Genomic DNA, 17,786 nt, shown 5'->3' on the forward strand with positions numbered 1-17,786 from the left:
TCAATTTTCTAACTTAGTGTGAAGCTAATAGAACTAGACATGTTTTAGAGACGATAAGCATTCCTTTTATTTTCTATGAAAACAGCCTTTTATATAAATAGTATATGAATATTTTTGTAAGATTCTCATGGATAATGTTGGTAATTGTAAAATAGGCTGAATGGAGAGCGATCCTCTGTAGCAGGATAAAACCTTATTTAGTATAAAACAGGGAAGTAGAAGGGAAAGAAGAAGAGGCTCGAATAGTAATGATCGAACCGTTTCTTTCTATAAAAAGTTATCTTTCAATAGGTATTGCGTTATCAATAGGAAGAAAAGGATCTTTTTCATTGATATGATCATAAAACATCACGCCGTTTAGATGATCAATTTCATGTTGGAAAACAATTGCTGGTAATCCTTTAAGGCGTAATTTTACTTCTTTTCCTTCTAAATCAATCCCTTTCAAAGTAATTCTTGCATACCTTGGAACGAAACCTGGAATGGTTTCATCGACAGAAAGGCAGCCTTCGCCAGTTGTTAAATAAGCTTTTTCAATGGAATGGCTGATGATTTTAGGATTGAATAAAGCGTAGCTGTATTGCTTGTCATTTTCATCTTTAACGTGCACAGCAATCATTCTTTTGGAAACATTTATTTGCGGAGCAGCTAAGCCTACCCCGCCTCTTAATCCATACTTATCTGCTAATTCGGGATTTTGGCTATTTATTAAATATTCCATCATGCTTTTTAGAATGTTTTTTTCCTCTTCGCTTGGTGGCATGATAACTTCGCTTGCCACTTGTCTCAATGTCGGATGGCCATCGCGAATAATATCTGTCATTGTTATCAAAATAATCACTTCCTTGTATCTAACTGTTTATAAAAGTAGTCTAACAGAGATAGAATAAAAAGTTAATAAATGAGAATAGTACTTTATGCAAGAAGATAATTAGATATACCTATAATATATTATAGGACAAGCTAATATGTTTATAATATAAAAATATTTCTAAAGTCATCAGTGCTGCCTGTTAAAAAAATGGAAACGGACAATTACGCAGGGAAGAATGGAGTTTTTATTAGATTCTTAAAACAGTCTAGATGATTAAGACGAAGGGAACCATTATTGTCAAAGTACAGAAGAATCGATATAGTAATAAGAAAGTGAGGAGGAAACAAATGAAACGAAGTGTTTTAATTAGTACAATTATGCTATTTACGATAATTGCTGCTGGGTGCAATTTTAATTCTCCAAGTGAGAAAATGTATGACAAACTAGAAGAAGTAGTTAAGATTGAAAGTGGTTTTGAAGAACAGCAAGATCCTCTTGTCAAATTAGAAAAGAAGGAACAAGATATTTATTCTAAAATAATTAGTCTTGGATTAGAGGATATGGATGAAATTACAAAATTATCGGACGAAGCTCTAGAATCCATTTCCAAAAGAAAAGAATATATGGATAAAGAAGCAGATAGTATAAAAAAGTCACAAGAAAAGTTTGAAACAATAACAACAGACATAGAAGAACTAGAAAAAAAGGAGGAAAAATCATTAAAGGATAAAGCGGATAATCTATACCAAACAATGATGGCCCGTTATAAAGAACATGATAAATTATACGCAAATTACATAGAAGGGCTTAATAGTGATAAAAAGCTTTATGAAATGTTTAAAGATAAAGATGTGAATATGGATGATTTAGAAAAACAGGTAAAAAAAATCAATGATACGTATGAGAAGGTTTATGAAAATAACAAAACATTTAATGAATTAACGAAGAAATATAATGATTTGAAAGTAGACTTCTATAAAGAAGCCGGCATAAAAATCAAAATGAATGAAGAGGAAGAAGAAAAATAAAGTAATATTTATTACTTGTAGCTTGTCGACAAAAAGATATTGGAGAAGTAAAAATGCATTTTCATGCGTTGCTTGGAGTGGAGGGGGTGAGACTCCTGTGGGATTAGCGCGAGCCCCACGGAAAGCGAACCCCCGGAGCGGAAAGTAACGTCTAAATTCAAAGAGATTAATAAATACTTTACTCAAACTTCTATTTCCAAAATACAGGAGTTTGTCTACAGTCTGAAGTAATATTTATTACTTGATTATTCCTTTTATCTATCCCATTAAAATTTTTATAAGTTACAAAATAGAGAGGACAAACGGAGCATGAATTTCGCTTCTTTGGACACACTTTGTTTTGTGGCTTTTTTTGTGGGATTCTATTTCAGAATGTAGGAGGTGCTTTGTAACATGCAGTATTCAAAACATACAAGGAGTTCATAATAGAAAAGAAATGATTTTTCGACACTTTGGCAAGTTATTATAAAACAGTTGCAAATAGTGTTTTCTGTATGATACAGATGTTGTGTTGCAAATAATACAGATGTATTAATTTCATGTAAAAAAATAATAAAAACTTCGAGCTTAAAGATTGACGGATAATATTTAAGTATATTAAACTAATAAATGTATTGAACAGTTGTATTAATATTTACATATAAATAATTGATACAGTCTATACGGAAACCGAATTAATTTTATAAGACGTTTTTTCTTGCGTATTTTGTGGAAAACTGTTTAAGTATGGTTTTTTTTGTTGCTTAGAGCGATATGCTTTAAGGAATAGAAAGCGTTACCCAACTAAGTGTTTACCACATGGCAACACATTGTAAACATCTATTTGTTTTTACAGAAAAAAGTCTTTTAATATGAAAGGAAAGGGTGGCTTTAATGGCTTCTAAAACAAAGAAGGCACAATTTGATGTGCAAGCACAGCTTGAACAAGTGGCAAACCAATTTCAAACACTTCAGATTTTAAATGAAGAGGGCGAAGTTGTAAACGAATCTGCAATGCCTGATTTAAGTGATGAGCAATTACAAGAATTAATGACTCGTATGGTTTATACTCGTATTCTTGATCAACGCTCTATTTCCTTAAACAGACAAGGTCGCCTAGGTTTCTATGCACCTACTGCAGGACAAGAAGCTTCACAATTGGCTTCACAATTCGCATTAGAAAAAGAAGATTTTATTCTTCCAGGATATCGTGATGTTCCACAAATTATCTGGCATGGACTTCCTTTATCTCAAGCATTCTTATTCTCACGTGGTCACTTCCAAGGAAACCAAATTCCTGAAGGTGTAAACGTAATTTCTCCACAAATCATTATTGGTGCACAATACATCCAAACTGCTGGTGTAGCATTAGGAATGAAAAAACGTGGTGCTAAATCTGTTGCAATCACTTATACAGGTGATGGTGGGGCTTCACAAGGTGATTTCTACGAAGGAATTAACTTTGCTGGTGCATTTAAAGCTCCTGCAATTTTCGTTGTACAAAACAACCGTTTTGCAATTTCTACTCCAGTTGAGAAACAATCTGCCGCGAAAACAATTGCACAAAAAGCAGTTGCTGCAGGTATCCCTGGAATTCAAGTAGATGGAATGGATCCATTAGCAGTTTACGCTGCTGTACGTGAAGCTCGTGAAAGAGCAATCAACGGTGAAGGTCCAACATTAATCGAAACTTTAACTTACCGTTATGGTCCACATACAATGGCTGGGGATGACCCAACTCGTTACCGTACTGCTGATCTTGATAGTGAATGGGAAAAGAAAGACCCATTAGTTCGTTTCCGTAAATTCCTAGAAAACAAAGGCATTTGGAATGAAGAGAAAGAAAATGCAGTTATCGAGCGTGCTAAAGAAGAAATTAAAGAAGCAATCAAAATTGCTGATGAAGCTCCAAAACAAAAAGTTACTGACTTAATGAACATCATGTATGAAGAGTTACCAGTTAACTTAAAAGAACAATATGAAATTTATGCAGCAAAGGAGTCGAAGTAAGCCATGGCGCAAATGACTATGATTCAAGCAATCACTGATGCGTTACGCACAGAATTACGTAATGATCCAAACGTATTAGTATTTGGAGAAGACGTAGGTGTAAACGGCGGTGTATTCCGTGCGACAGAAGGTCTTCAAAAAGAATTCAGCGAAGATCGTGTATTTGATACTCCATTAGCTGAATCTGGAATTGGCGGTTTAGCAATCGGTTTAGGACTTCAAGGATACCGTCCAGTACCGGAAATTCAATTCTTTGGTTTCGTTTATGAAGTAATGGATAGTATTTCTGGACAAATGGCTCGTATGCGCTATCGTTCAGGTGGTCGCTACAACGCACCAGTAACTATTCGTTCTCCATTTGGTGGTGGAGTTCATACTCCTGAACTTCATGCCGACAGCTTAGAAGGATTAATGGCACAACAACCTGGTCTTAAAGTTGTTATCCCATCAACTCCTTATGATGCTAAAGGTTTATTAATTTCTGCTATTCGTGATAACGATCCGGTTATCTTCTTAGAGCATATGAAATTATACCGTTCATTCCGTCAAGAAGTTCCAGAAGAAGAGTATACTATTCCTCTTGGAAAAGCGGATGTAAAACGTGAAGGTAAAGACCTTTCTATCATTACTTATGGAGCAATGGTTCAAGAGTCTATTAAAGCAGCAGAAGAATTAGAAAAAGAAGGATACTCAGTGGAAGTAGTTGACTTACGTACTGTAAGCCCACTTGATATCGAAACAATCATTGGATCTGTTGAAAAAACAGGTAGAGCTGTGGTAGTTCAAGAAGCACAAAAACAAGCTGGTATTGCAGCTAATGTTGTTGCTGAAATCAATGATCGTGCAATTCTAAGCTTAGAAGCTCCAGTTCTACGTGTAACTGCACCAGATACTGTTTTTGCATTTACACAAGCTGAAACTGTATGGCTTCCAAACTTTAAAGATATTATTGAAACAGCTAAAAAAGTTCTAACTTTCTAATTAAAACCGAATAATATTCGCACAAGAATTAGAAGATAAGTTAGTTAAAAGAAGAAAATTTTTTCATAAGATATTAGGAGGTTGTCACATTGGCTTTTCAATTTAGATTACCTGACATTGGTGAAGGTATTCACGAGGGCGAAATCGTAAAATGGTTTGTTAAACCAGGCGATAAAGTTCAAGAAGATGATGTATTATGTGAAGTTCAAAATGATAAAGCAGTAGTAGAAATTCCTTCCCCAGTTGAAGGTACTGTAGAAGAAGTGAAAGTGGAAGAAGGAACTGTTGCAGTAGTAGGAGATATCTTAATTACATTTGATGCTCCTGGATATGAAAACCTTCAGTTCAAAGGCGATCATGGTGATGAAGCTCCAGCTGCTGAAGAAGCAAAACCTGAAGCTGTTGAAGAAAGCAAAGGTCAAGAGGCAGAAGTTGATCCAAGCAGACGTATTATCGCAATGCCTTCTGTACGTAAATATGCTCGTGATAAAGGTGTAGAAATTCAACTTGTTTCTGGTACTGGTAAAAACGGACGTATTTCTAAAGAAGATATTGATGCTTACTTAAATGGTGGTGCAACACCTGCTAGCCAACCAGCTGCAGAAGCTGCTCCAGCAGAAACAGCAGCGGAAGCTCCTAAGCCGCTTGCTATTCCAGAAGGTGACTTCCCAGAAACTCGTGAGAAAATGAGCGGAATCAGAAAAGCTATTGCTAAAGCAATGGTAAATTCTAAGCACACTGCTCCTCACGTAACATTAATGGATGAAGTAGAAGTGTCAAAATTAGTTGCACACCGTAAGAAATATAAAGAAGTTGCTGCTGCAAAAGGTATCAAATTAACTTTCTTACCTTATGTAGTAAAAGCTTTAACAAGCGCATTAAAAGAATTCCCAGCTTTAAACACATCATTAGATGATGCTACAAGCGAAATCGTTCATAAGCATTACTATAATATCGGTATTGCTGCTGATACAGAAAAAGGTTTATTAGTTCCTGTTGTTAAAAATGCTGATCGTAAAGGTATCTTTAACATCTCTAACGAAATTAATGAACTTGCTGTTAAAGCAAGAGACGGTAAATTAGCTCCAGCTGAAATGAAAGGTGCTTCTTGCACAATTTCTAACATTGGATCTGCTGGTGGACAATGGTTTACTCCAGTAATCAACCATCCTGAAGTTGCTATTTTAGGTATTGGTCGTATTGCTGAGAAAGCTATCGTTAAAGATGGAGAAATTGTCGCTGCTCCTGTATTAGCACTTTCTTTAAGCTTTGACCACAGAATGATTGACGGAGCTACTGCTCAAAATGCAATGAATCATATTAAACGTTTATTGAACGATCCAGAACTATTGTTAATGGAGGCGTAAAAACATGGTAGTTGGAGATTTTCCTATTGAAACAGATACTATAGTCATTGGTGCGGGTCCTGGTGGATATGTTGCAGCAATTCGTGCAGCACAATTAGGACAAAAAGTTACAATTGTTGAGAAAAACGTATTAGGTGGAGTTTGCTTAAACGTTGGATGTATTCCTTCAAAAGCTTTAATCTCTGCTGGACACCGTTACGAGCATGCTGCACATTCTGCAGACATGGGTATTACAACTGAAAACGTAACAGTTGACTTCTCTAAAGTTCAAGCTTGGAAAGACAGTGTTGTTAAAAAGCTTACTGGTGGAGTTGAAGGTCTATTAAAAGGGAACAAAGTTGATATTGTATACGGTGAAGCATATTTTGTAGATGCTAACACTTTAAAAGTAATGGATGAAAAATCATCTCAAACTTATACTTTTAAAAATGCAATTATCGCAACTGGATCTCGTCCAATCGAAATTCCTACTTTCAAATTCTCTAAACGTGTTCTTGACTCAACTGGTGCACTTGCACTTCAAGAAGTTCCAGAGAAAATTGTAGTAATCGGTGGAGGATACGTTGGTACTGAGTTAGGTGGAGCTTATGCTAACTTTGGTACACAAGTAACAATCCTTGAAGGTGCTGATGAAATTCTTGGTGGTTTCGAAAAACAAATGTCTTCATTAGTTACTCGCAACCTTAAGAAAAAAGGTGCTGAGATCATTACAAAAGCAATGGCTAAAGGTGTGGAAGAAACAGACACTGGCGTTGTTGTTAAATATGAAGTTAAAGGCGAAGAAAAATCAGTGGAAGCTGATTATGTATTCGTAATGGTTGGTAGAAAACCTAATACAGACGAACTTGGTTTAGAACAAGTTGGTATTGAATTAGGCGAACGCGGAATCATTAAAACAGATAAGCAATGCCGTACAACTGTAAGCAATATCTTTGCTATCGGTGATGTTATTTCTGGTCCTCCATTAGCGCATAAAGCTTCTTATGAAGGTAAAATTGCTGCTGAGGTTATTGCTGGACATAACTCAGAAATCGACTATTTAGGAATTCCTGCAGTAGTATTCTCTGAGCCAGAATTAGCAACTGTTGGTCACACAGAAGCTTCTGCTAAAGAAGCTGGTATCGAAGTGAAAGCTGCTAAATTCCCATTTGCAGCAAACGGTCGTGCGTTAGCACTTAACGATGCTGAAGGTTTCTTGAAGCTTGTTACACGTAAAGAAGATGGTCTTGTAATCGGTGCGCAAATCGCTGGTCCAAGTGCATCTGATATGATCGCTGAATTAGGCTTAGCAATCGAAGCTGGTATGACAGCTGAAGATTTAGCTATGACTATCCATGCTCATCCAACTTTAGGTGAGGTAACAATGGAAGCAGCGGAAGTTGCAATTGGCAGCCCAATTCATATCTTACGCTAATTATAAAAAAGAAGTCCTCGTCCCGAGGGCTTCTTTTTTTATCTTAAAAACGATTCGAGAAAACTTTTTTTGTATCTAATCTAGTTTTAGGGAAGAAAATTAGCTAGTAGAATTTAGACATATTACTGTTTTTTGAAATGAAATAATTATAAAATAAAACAAAAGATTGGTACATATACTAGTATTAATTGTTAATGGAGGAAAGGTGGTGTTTTTCTTGAAGGTTTATACAGCAATTTTATTTCAGCTAATCATTTGGAGTGGGTTTTCTATTATTGAATGGTTATCAAGATATGATTTAATTTTATATAAGGTGTTTATGTTTGGTGTGTTCTTTTATTTAGCGATTATCATAGGAAATACAATTATAAAATCAACAAGAAAAACAATGCTAGCCACCATGATCAGTTTATCCATTTACGGTTCTTTTCATTTAATTATGACAATTATATCAGTTGTATAAATCATATAAACATAACACTATGATTTATTTTAAATATAGTCTTTCTTTAGAAGTGAAGAAGAAAACAGTTCTCTTAACCTAATATTGCGAAAAGAGCAGACTTTTTCTCATTATGAAATTCCTCCTATACAAATATAAATTCAGCACAAAAAATGCCTTAATCTAAAAATAAAGGCATTTTTTAATACAACTAAATTCTTAAGTAGTTATAATCTCCTTTTTGTTGATTTTTTTCCAAAAAAGCTACTAAAAACGGTGGAAATCGCTAGAATTAATAAGAAAAATACAAGAAAACTAAAAATAAACGGAATAGGATGGAAAATAGTTTTTGATTGCACCGGCGATTCGAATGTAATTTCTAAAGGGTATGCCTCAACGGAAGTGGGCAGCAGCTTTTTTTGTTCAGCAAATGGGATTGGACCACCGAAATGGAAAGCCTGTTCTAATTGTTCAGGTTTTTGTGCCACATAATTTTTAAAAATAAACGGAGAAACTAGGCTAATTAGTAAACTGATAATCATGATAACAATATATTTTTTCAAAAAGGAAAACTCCAATCTTTCTATATACAATAAACAAATGCCGTCTTTTCATTTATCACCAAATTAAAGACAGGAATACCCTATATATGGCATCCCTGCTCTCAAAATTTATTTATCTTATTGCACGATGCTCTTTAATAACACGAAGCTTTTTGAAATCGTAATCCTCAGGCCCCTGAACAGGCAATCCTGCCTCCATATTTCTTTTTATATAAGCAAGGTTATCTTCTGTAATAATTTCGCCAGGAATGAAAATAGGGATTCCTGGAGGGTATACCATAATAAACTCCGCAATTACTCTTCCCACTGAATCATCAAAATCGATTAATTCGGTTTCTGAGTAGAATGCATCTCTCGGCGTTAGTGCCAGTAAAGGGATGTTTGGCAGCATCACTCGTGCTTCTACTTTTGAAGCCTTATCTTTTCGTTCTACTGCAAGAGCTTTTAAGGCGTCAATTAAAATATTGGCCTCTCTTTCGGAATCCCCTGGTGTAATAATGCACAGAATATTATACAAATCGGACATTTCTACTTCAATGCGATAATGTTTCCGAAGCCATTCTTCCGCATCGTGGCCAGTTAAGCCAAGGTCTTTCACAGATATAATGAGTTTTGTTGGGTCATAATCGAAAGCAGAATCTGATTCCAGAATTTCTTCGCCCACACAATATAGATGTTCTACGTCATTAATCTGTCTTCGAATGTATTGTGCAAGATTAATCGTTTTATCAATCAGCTCTTTTCCTTCTGTTGCAAGACGCTTTCTGGCAACATCTAAAGAGGCTAGCAGCAAATAGGAAGTACTAGTTGTTGTCAACATACTTAAAATAGATTGTACACGTTTATAGCTAATAAGGTCGCCTCTCATATTTAAAATAGAGCTTTGTGTCATCGACCCACCGAGTTTATGCACACTTGTTGCGGCAATATCTGCTCCGGCTTGCATTGCAGACATTGGCAGTTCCTCGTGAAAATGAATGTGAACTCCATGTGCTTCATCTACAAGGACAGGGATATCATAGGAATGCGCCAAATCTACAATCGTCTTTAAATCAGCAGAGATGCCAAAATAAGTTGGATTAATAACTAAAAGCCCTTTAGCATCTGGATGAATATCTAAAGCATGTTGAACAGACTCGACGGTGATTCCATGAGAAATTCCAAGATTCTTATCTACTTCAGGGTGGATGAAAATTGGAATTGCTCCAGCAAATATTATGGCAGACATAACAGATTTATGGACATTTCTAGGAACAATAATTTTATCTCCTGGGCCACAAACACTCATGATCATCGTCATGATAGCACCACTTGTGCCTTGAACGGAAAAGAAAGTATGATCTGCTCCAAATGCCTCAGCAGCAAGCTGCTGTGCATGTTTAATCATCCCTTTTGGATAATGAAGATCATCAAGAGGACCAATATTAATAAGGTCTATCGAAAGGGCGTTTTCTCCGATAAAGTTTCTAAATTCTGGATCCATTCCATTCCCTTTTTTATGACCGGGTATATGAAATTGAATCGGATCCCTTTTAACATGTTCCAATAATCCGTGGTATAACGGTGTTTCGTGTTGTGACAATTTATTACCACACCTCTTTATTTAGTATTTTTATGCAATTTTAAGCGAACTTTATTTAAATTTCTTATGTACATCTAAAAATTTTATTGTACATTGCTGCCGCTATTCTGTCTTTAATTTCATTACTCTTAACAAGTTTTACCCTAATCTCAAAATATAAAAATCAGAAAACAAAAGAATTATAGCATTTTTTATTTTCTTTGCATACAATTAGTTTTCACTATAGGAAAAAGAATTATTTTTTTTCTCTATTTTTTCTTTCTTCAGTTTAGCTAGTAGAGGAAAGGAACTTGGGAAAAGAATCAATATTTTACTTTCTTAGCTACTTAAATTACAATAGTTTTTATCTGAAAAACTTCAATTAATAGGATGTGGAAATATGGATTATCAATACCCAATCGATATTGATTGGTCAACGGATGAAATTATTACTGTCGTTAAATTTTTTGAATGCATTGAAAAAGCATATGAAAAAGGGGTAGAGAAGGCAGAATTAATGGAGCAATACCGTGCCTTTAAAAAAATTGTCCCAGGAAAAGCGCAAGAAAAAAAAGTATGTGATGAATTTGAAGAAGTAAGTGGTTATTCAACCTATCGAACCATCAAAAAGGCGAAAGAAGCTTCGGATGATAGTAGAATAAAGATGTCATGATAGGTGATATAAAATATTTTGCTTGTAACTTTTTACAAAAAGATAATGAAAAACTGTAAACAAACCGCTGATTTTAGTTTGCTTACAGTCTAGGAGGCTGTATAACGGCCTCTTTTTTCATAGTTAATCCAAATCTAATACTCCAATGATAATTTATAAATGGGAAGCAGGGTATCATAAGTTTTTTCAATTAATGCAAGCAGTTCTTCTCCATTTGATAGAATAGAATCTCCAGCAGCGATTTTCTGACCTACTAAAAATTCAGCTTTTTTTACATCACGGAATCTTGTTAAGGCTGCTTCTAAGTTTGTTTCTCCAATTTTAACTGCCTCTTTTTTCATATGGTCCATGGATAGAACATAATCTTGTGGCAAAGTGGACTGCAGAATCTCATAATTTGCCAAAAAACCTTCAGCGATTTCTTTCTTTTTTGGAAGTTCATATATATATGCTAACCATATAAAGACATGGTCATCAAATAAGCCGACTTGGAAATGTGGATGTTGTTTGTAGCCTCGTTTATTACTTGCGATGGCAAGCCAAGTATCCTTCGGCGGGTTAACTGTTCGTCTTGCATGTTTTGCAATATGTAGAAACATTTCCATGCCAAGCTTTCCAGACAGCTCTTCAGTAAGCTGTGTGCCAATTTCGCGAAACTTTGGCTGAATTCTTTCCTGAATCGCTTCCATTCGAGCATCTAGTCCATCAATTGTAAAGGTATCAAAATCTTTTTGTGTAAAACCAGTGAATGCCATTATTTCTTATCTCCTTTTTAGTTTATCTCCATTGTTTACGGGTAAATACTGTATATAAAATCAAGTAAGCTATTTAGTCACTTAAAATGTAGCTTCAACTTAGCTAGCCTTTTCGCAAATATTGTAGCATACATAAATAATATTATGAAGGAATTTGGATTGCGCTGGGTTATAGCACAAAATAGGAGCAAGCTAATTAGTTTCCACATAATATATATGAAATCAACAGAAATGCAAGTCGATGAAAGGGGTGTTCTGTCAGTGAAACAATTGATGAATTTAGCGAAGAAAATGGAAGTGGAAAAGGAAAAAAAAGCTGTTCTTCGTCTAGAAATGGATTATGAATTGGCTACCTTATTCGATGCGATGAATGAAAAGGATGAAAAACAAAAAAAATTAAGTAAGCAAAAGTTAGAAAGAATTAGGCAGGAACTTCTAAGACTTAAAGCATTATAACTAATGAATAAGCTGATAGGTAATCATGCAGCTGACTCTATAGGAAGCAACCTTTCATTCCTATAAAGTCAGCTGCATGATTTTGCATACCAATAGAAAAATGAGCTTTGGAAATATTGTTTAGCTTAAATGGACGTTGTCACCGCATTGACGAAGAGAGAGGGAAAGGGAAGGGGGTATAGGCTGGGCTCTTAGTAATAGACTTTAAGAAGAAAATACATAATATTATCCAAAGAACCTGTATTCATAGAATTTTCTTATTTTATGATACTATATAGAAGAAGGATAGATTTTTTAGAAGTATGTTTAGGGATGATCTAAGCTAAAATATAGGAAACGATGAAAAAAAGAATGTAAAGAAGGGTTGAGAAGATGACAAATTGGCTGGAAATCGATAAATATGCGAAAGAATGGATTAAAGAGGCAGGAGCAAGAATTATCAAGTCTTTTTCTTCTGAGCTCATTATTCAAACGAAATCAAATAAAAATGACTTGGTCACCCAAATAGATAAGGGGACAGAAGAATTTTTGATTAATAAGATCAATAAAGTTTTTCCTTCCCATCGTATTTTAGGCGAAGAGGGAGTATGTGAGGCACTAGAAGATTTGAAAGGGATAGTCTGGATTATTGATCCTATTGATGGAACGATGAATTTTGTCCATATGCAGCGGGATTTTGCCATCTCTATTGGAATTTATGAAGATGGAGTAGGAAAGATTGGTTTAATATATGATGTAGTGGCAGACGAGCTGTACCATGTTCGAAAGGGAAATGGTGTTTTTATGAATGACTTAAAGCTATTACCTTTAAAAGATACGGCCGTGGATGAGGCTATTATCGGATTAAATGCTACATGGGTAACAAAAAATAAACGGATTGATCCGACTATCTTAGAACCACTTGTAAAAGCATCAAGAGGAACGAGATCTTTTGGATCTGCCTGTTTAGAATTAGCGTACATAGCAGCCGGAAGAATGGATGCTTATTTAACCTTAAGATTATCGCCTTGGGATTATGCAGCAGGTAAGATAATGGTTGAAGAGCTAGGCGGCAAGGTAACAACTTTAAGAAACGAACCGCTTGATTTATTAACGCAACAATCTTTTTTTGCATCCAAACCTGGATTACATGATGAAATACTTCAAAAATATCTAAAAGATGGAAACTGGTAAGAGTTGTTAAGGCTAGTTTTCGGTTACATGAAGAACTTTCTTTTTTTTATGGGATTTTAAGAACCAAATTCCACAGAATAGGCAAAAACAAATAAGAGTACCAGCTAATGTTTTTTCTAAAATACATATTCCGATGCTTATAAAACTAGATGCCCCATAAACGTTATAGTAAAAATATGGATAATTATCAAAATTCATGTTTATCTTCCTTTATTATGGTCTATATTTATCAAAATTAATAGCGTATGATAGTAAAGAAATCCCACAGCGAAATGTTGTGGGTATTTTTTAACCGTGTCTCCTCTATCATACTATGTTATGGAATGGAAAGAACAGCCATAATGTAAATAAATTGTTATATTCAAGCATAAAATGATGATAAAATAAATTTTTTTATCAAAATAACGTTTACATTTGTTATTTTGATAAAAGGTTTTAGGTTTCTGTGAAATTATGTGATATAATGACTCAGTTATAATATTATTAAAAAAATAAATTAATCCAGATAGACATATTTAGGTAGGAGTGAAATTTTTGAAAATTAGAGAAGATATTCGTAACATTGCTATTATTGCTCACGTTGACCATGGGAAAACAACTTTGGTTGACCAGCTGTTAAAACAATCCGGCACATTCCGTACAAATGAACATGTGGAAGAACGTGCAATGGATTCCAACGATTTAGAAAGAGAACGTGGAATAACAATATTAGCGAAAAATACTGCTATTCAATATAAAGATAAACGTATTAATATCCTAGACACACCAGGACATGCTGACTTTGGTGGAGAAGTAGAGCGTATCATGAAAATGGTTGATGGTGTTCTACTTGTTGTTGATGCATATGAAGGTTGTATGCCACAAACACGCTTCGTATTAAAAAAAGCTTTAGAGCAAAACTTAACTCCAATTGTTGTTGTTAACAAAATTGACCGTGACTTTGCTCGTCCTGCTGAGGTTATTGATGAAGTATTAGATTTGTTTATTGAGTTAGATGCGACAGAAGAACAATTAGAATTCCCTGTTATCTATGCATCAGCTATTAATGGTACAGCTAGCACAAACCCTGAAAAACAAGATGAAAACATGCAATCATTATATGATGCAATTGTAGATCATATTCCTGCACCAGTTGACAATCGCGAAGAGCCTTTACAATTCCAAGTAGCTCTTTTAGATTACAATGATTATGTTGGAAGAATCGGTATCGGTCGTGTATTCCGCGGTACGATGAAGGTTGGTCAACAAGTAGCGTTAATGAAATTAGATGGAACAGTGAAGCAGTTCCGTGTAACAAAAATCTTTGGTTTCTTCGGATTAAAACGTCAAGAAATTGAAGAAGCATACGCTGGAGATTTAATCGCAGTATCAGGAATGGAAGATATAAACGTTGGTGAAACAGTATGTCCATTTGAACATCAAGATGCACTACCAGTTTTACGTATCGATGAGCCAACTCTTCAAATGACATTCTTAGTTAATAACTCTCCTTTTGCAGGTAAAGAAGGTAAATATTTAACTTCAAGAAAAATTGAAGAAAGATTGCGTGCACAATTAGAAACAGATGTAAGTTTACGTGTTGAAAATACAGACTCACCAGATGCATGGACGGTATCAGGACGTGGAGAACTTCATTTATCTATCTTGATTGAAAATATGCGTCGTGAAGGTTACGAGCTTCAAGTGTCAAAACCTGAAGTTATCGTTAAAACTATTGATGGAGTTCGTTGTGAGCCAATTGAACGTGTACAAATCGATGTTCCTGAAGAGCATACAGGTTCAGTTATGGAATCGATCGGTGCTCGTAAAGGAGAAATGTTAGATATGATCAACAACGGTAATGGACAAGTTCGTTTAATCTTTAACGTACCTGCTCGAGGACTTATTGGTTATACAACTGAATTTTTAACATTAACACGCGGTTATGGTATCATCAACCATACATTCGATAGTTATCAACCAATGGCATCAGGTCAAGTTGGTGGACGTCGCCAAGGTGTATTAGTAAGTATGGAGTCTGGAAAATCATCTACTTATGGAATTATGCAAGTAGAAGATCGTGGAATTATCTTTGTTGAAGCTGGGACTGAAATTTACGAAGGAATGATTGTTGGGGAACATACTCGTGAAAATGACATCACTGTTAATATCACAAAAGTAAAACAAGCAACAAACATCCGTTCAGCAAACAAAGACCAAACGGCAACAATGAAAAAACCAAGAATTATGACTTTAGAGGAATCTTTAGAATACTTGAACGATGATGAGTATTGTGAAGTAACTCCTGAATCAATTCGTTTACGCAAAAAAATCTTAAATAAAGCAGAACGTGAAAGAGCTGGCAAGAAGAAAAAATCTGCTGAATAATAATAGATAAGGAAGTCATCTGTTGATGGCTTCTTTTTTTTATTTTGAGTGAAGTGGAGGTATAGGCTTTAACTGAGAATGCAAGCAAGGAAACTAAGTGATTGTGAACAAAGAAGAGTCTTCTGTGACTGTAAGGAAGTTGGAAGAATGGTGTTCATTATTTTGAATTGTGAGAGAGGGAAACGGAGTTCATGGAGAAATGAACACCATTTTTGCATTGGGAGAGCAGAAGAATGGTGTTCATCGAGGAAATGAAAGCCACATTCAGCATGGAGAGTGTAGAAAATGGTGTTCATCGAGGAAATGAAAGCCACATTCAGCATGGAGAGTGTAGAAAATGGTGTTCATCGAAGGAATGAAAGCCACATTCAGCATTGGGAATGTAGAAAATGGCGTTCATCAAGGGAATGAAAGCCACATTCAACATTGGGAATGTAGAGAATGGTGTTCATCGAGGAAATGAAAGCCACATTCAGCATGGAGAGTGCAGAAAATGGCGTTCATCAAGGAAATGAAAGTCACTTTTGGCATGAGGACAAAGAAATCAGAGTGAAAGGTCATGGAGACCATCTCTCGTAGCTCTCATAAGTTAAACCCAATCTCTAATCGTAATAGAAGCACATATTCAAAAATAAATTAGTTGTATTCTTCAACCAACCTCTAAACTTATAATTAGTAAATAAAGGAAAATGAGGAATGGGAAATGAAAATTTTTCGATTTAATAAAGAGTCTGGAAAGCAAATCACTCAATTTAATTCCTGTTTTATTATGAATCGCATCCTGGGAACTAAGAAAGAAGCATATATTGGATGTATGTATCTTGAAGAAAATGGGATTATTGGTTTACATCAAGCTGTAATACCACAACTTCTGTTAATTGTTAGCGGCATAGGCTATGTTCGAGGAGAAAAGAATGAAGGTTTCAAGTTAGAAGTGGAGAGGCGGTGTATTGGGATAAAGAGGAATGGCATGAAACGAAAACAGATATTAGCTTAACAGCCATCGTTATTGAAAGTGAAGAGATAATGCCTGATTTAATGATACCATTAAAAGAGAAGAGCATATAAAAAAGAAGACCTTACTAAAAGATCTTCTTTTTATTTATAATGCTTGTCTACTTACCAATCATCTTCTTGAGTTTTGTTTTGATAAAGAACAAAGTTACCCGAATCGATTCTTTTCTTTGTGTTTTTGGCGATTCTATCATCACACTCATTACACATATACGTATGGATTGGCCGATTTCGTAGTCGTTTTGCCTGAAAGGAGTTTTCGTCTATATCTTCAATTTTATCACATATCACACATTTAACTTTCAATAGTTGCACCTCTAATCATAAAATAGATTATAGGCACATTATAATATATAATCGTATAGAAAATCGAATTTTAATCTCTTATATGATTATTTGATTGTTCATCTTGGTTATTTTTCAGCTCTTTTTCTTCTTTATCATTCAATTTTTCATTTGATTTTTTGAGATCTCTATCTGGCTCATTTCGAATCATATCCGCTGGTACCTCTGGGATAAGTCTTCCACTAATATCAGCTAGTTCATTGAATATACCTTGAATAGGTTTTCCATTTTGAATATCTTCCCCAATTTCTTTCAGTCTTGCATTAATGTCAGGATCGGCAATGACAACTGCATTGGCGCCATCAGGATCATTTTTTAAACTCTCGGCTACTGCGTATTTTATTGAACCAACCTCAGAACGATCTAGGTCAGCGTTGACGTCAACCCCTACGAGCGCATATTTACCGATTACTACCGCTGTTGCATCATTAACATTATCAATGCTTGTTGCAAGAGCTACGAGCCTTTTGGCGATATCCTGTCCAGTCTTCCGGTCAACCCTTTGGTTGGTAGAATTTTTTACATTTGTAACTTGAGGGCTGTTTTCTCTATTCTCAGATTGCTGGCTATTTTCTGCGTTATTATTTGTGCATCCTGTAAGAAGAAAAAGGACTGCGATGAAGAAAAACCATTTTTTCATAAAATTCCCTCCTTTAATATTGAAACCTAAAGTGTACATTTCCCCTGATTTGTAGATGGAAATGAGCATTTTTACGATTTTTTACACTTCCTCTCTCTTTATTGTGCAAAATATCTTCTATCTTTATTCGATAAAACATATATTTTACCAAGGTTCTTTCCGTTACACGGATAAGTGCAGCAATATATGACGTTTTAGAGCAGG

General features: G+C 35.1%; 18 protein-coding genes and 1 pseudogene. 13 read left to right on the forward strand and 6 right to left on the reverse strand.

Annotated elements, in window-relative coordinates; all coding sequences use genetic code 11:
* Positions 1-277: 277 nt before the first annotated feature.
* Positions 278-832, reverse strand: coding sequence for a peptide deformylase (def, locus tag C2I06_RS02710; protein WP_095329048.1), 555 nt, complete (start codon positions 830-832; stop codon positions 278-280).
* Between the two features lie 329 nt (positions 833-1,161).
* Between def and C2I06_RS02715 the strand changes: the two genes are divergently transcribed.
* The 6 genes from C2I06_RS02715 to C2I06_RS02740 all read left to right on the forward strand — a co-directional run bounded on the left by C2I06_RS02715 (position 1,162) and on the right by C2I06_RS02740 (position 8,056).
* A complete protein-coding gene (locus C2I06_RS02715) occupies positions 1,162-1,842 on the forward strand; it encodes a YkyA family protein (RefSeq protein ID WP_163188092.1) in 681 nt (226 codons plus the stop codon).
* An 873-nt stretch (positions 1,843-2,715) separates the two neighbouring features.
* On the forward strand, positions 2,716-3,831 hold the full coding sequence (pdhA, locus tag C2I06_RS02720; protein ID WP_095329053.1) for a pyruvate dehydrogenase (acetyl-transferring) E1 component subunit alpha: 1,116 nt from the start codon (positions 2,716-2,718) through the stop codon (positions 3,829-3,831).
* Between the two features lie 3 nt (positions 3,832-3,834).
* Complete coding sequence (locus C2I06_RS02725; RefSeq protein WP_095329054.1) at positions 3,835-4,812, forward strand: alpha-ketoacid dehydrogenase subunit beta; 978 nt, start codon at positions 3,835-3,837, stop codon at positions 4,810-4,812.
* Between the two features lie 89 nt (positions 4,813-4,901).
* Positions 4,902-6,179 (forward strand): dihydrolipoamide acetyltransferase family protein, encoded by a 1,278-nt coding sequence (locus C2I06_RS02730; protein WP_095329055.1) that lies wholly within the window; start codon positions 4,902-4,904, stop codon positions 6,177-6,179.
* Positions 6,180-6,183: 4 nt separating this feature from the next.
* Entirely contained in the window at positions 6,184-7,593 is a 1,410-nt protein-coding gene (lpdA, locus tag C2I06_RS02735) for a dihydrolipoyl dehydrogenase (protein ID WP_047942998.1), read from the forward strand.
* Between the two features lie 208 nt (positions 7,594-7,801).
* On the forward strand, positions 7,802-8,056 hold the full coding sequence (locus C2I06_RS02740; RefSeq protein WP_371000611.1) for a hypothetical protein: 255 nt from the start codon (positions 7,802-7,804) through the stop codon (positions 8,054-8,056).
* A 206-nt stretch (positions 8,057-8,262) separates the two neighbouring features.
* Here C2I06_RS02740 and C2I06_RS02745 read toward each other — a convergent pair whose 3' ends face one another.
* Positions 8,263-8,598, reverse strand: a complete 336-nt coding sequence (locus C2I06_RS02745) for a hypothetical protein (RefSeq protein ID WP_095329057.1) — start codon at positions 8,596-8,598, stop codon at positions 8,263-8,265.
* A 112-nt stretch (positions 8,599-8,710) separates the two neighbouring features.
* Positions 8,711-10,180 carry an aminotransferase class I/II-fold pyridoxal phosphate-dependent enzyme gene (locus C2I06_RS02750; RefSeq protein WP_123257403.1) on the reverse strand — a complete coding sequence of 490 codons (1,470 nt, stop codon included), beginning with the start codon at positions 10,178-10,180 and terminating at the stop codon, positions 8,711-8,713.
* A 379-nt stretch (positions 10,181-10,559) separates the two neighbouring features.
* Here C2I06_RS02750 and C2I06_RS02755 point away from each other — a divergent pair, with 379 nt between their 5' ends.
* Positions 10,560-10,832, forward strand: coding sequence for a UPF0223 family protein (locus tag C2I06_RS02755; RefSeq protein WP_095329059.1), 273 nt, complete (start codon positions 10,560-10,562; stop codon positions 10,830-10,832).
* 134 nt (positions 10,833-10,966) lie between these two features.
* Here C2I06_RS02755 and C2I06_RS02760 read toward each other — a convergent pair whose 3' ends face one another.
* Positions 10,967-11,587, reverse strand: coding sequence for a YktB family protein (locus C2I06_RS02760; RefSeq protein WP_123257404.1), 621 nt, complete (start codon positions 11,585-11,587; stop codon positions 10,967-10,969).
* Positions 11,588-11,848: 261 nt separating this feature from the next.
* Between C2I06_RS02760 and C2I06_RS02765 the strand changes: the two genes are divergently transcribed.
* From C2I06_RS02765 to C2I06_RS02785, 6 genes and pseudogenes are all read left to right on the forward strand, one after another.
* Positions 11,849-12,043 (forward strand): hypothetical protein, encoded by a 195-nt coding sequence (locus tag C2I06_RS02765; RefSeq protein WP_047943020.1) that lies wholly within the window; start codon positions 11,849-11,851, stop codon positions 12,041-12,043.
* Between the two features lie 372 nt (positions 12,044-12,415).
* Entirely contained in the window at positions 12,416-13,216 is an 801-nt protein-coding gene (locus C2I06_RS02770; RefSeq protein WP_095329061.1) for an inositol monophosphatase family protein, read from the forward strand.
* 534 nt (positions 13,217-13,750) lie between these two features.
* Positions 13,751-15,583 (forward strand): translational GTPase TypA, encoded by a 1,833-nt coding sequence (typA, locus tag C2I06_RS02780; protein ID WP_095329063.1) that lies wholly within the window; start codon positions 13,751-13,753, stop codon positions 15,581-15,583.
* A 233-nt stretch (positions 15,584-15,816) separates the two neighbouring features.
* Entirely contained in the window at positions 15,817-15,942 is a 126-nt protein-coding gene (locus C2I06_RS25725; protein ID WP_275068582.1) for a hypothetical protein, read from the forward strand.
* 82 nt (positions 15,943-16,024) lie between these two features.
* Positions 16,025-16,162, forward strand: coding sequence for a hypothetical protein (locus C2I06_RS24825; RefSeq protein ID WP_164463610.1), 138 nt, complete (start codon positions 16,025-16,027; stop codon positions 16,160-16,162).
* Between the two features lie 124 nt (positions 16,163-16,286).
* Positions 16,287-16,651 (forward strand): annotated as a pseudogene (locus C2I06_RS02785) (cupin).
* 51 nt (positions 16,652-16,702) lie between these two features.
* Here C2I06_RS02785 and C2I06_RS02790 read toward each other — a convergent pair.
* Both C2I06_RS02790 and C2I06_RS02795 read right to left on the reverse strand, forming a co-directional pair.
* The gene (locus tag C2I06_RS02790; protein WP_047939878.1) at positions 16,703-16,903 is read right to left on the reverse strand and encodes a YlaI family protein; all 201 of its coding nucleotides are present in this window, start codon (positions 16,901-16,903) and stop codon (positions 16,703-16,705) included.
* A gap of 70 nt (positions 16,904-16,973) precedes the next feature.
* A complete protein-coding gene (locus tag C2I06_RS02795; RefSeq protein ID WP_123257405.1) occupies positions 16,974-17,582 on the reverse strand; it encodes a YhcN/YlaJ family sporulation lipoprotein in 609 nt (202 codons plus the stop codon).
* Positions 17,583-17,786: the final 204 nt, after the last annotated feature.

Origin of the sequence: Niallia circulans, from assembly GCF_003726095.1 — a bacterium.
GTDB lineage: Bacteria > Bacillota > Bacilli > Bacillales > Cytobacillaceae > Niallia > Niallia circulans_A.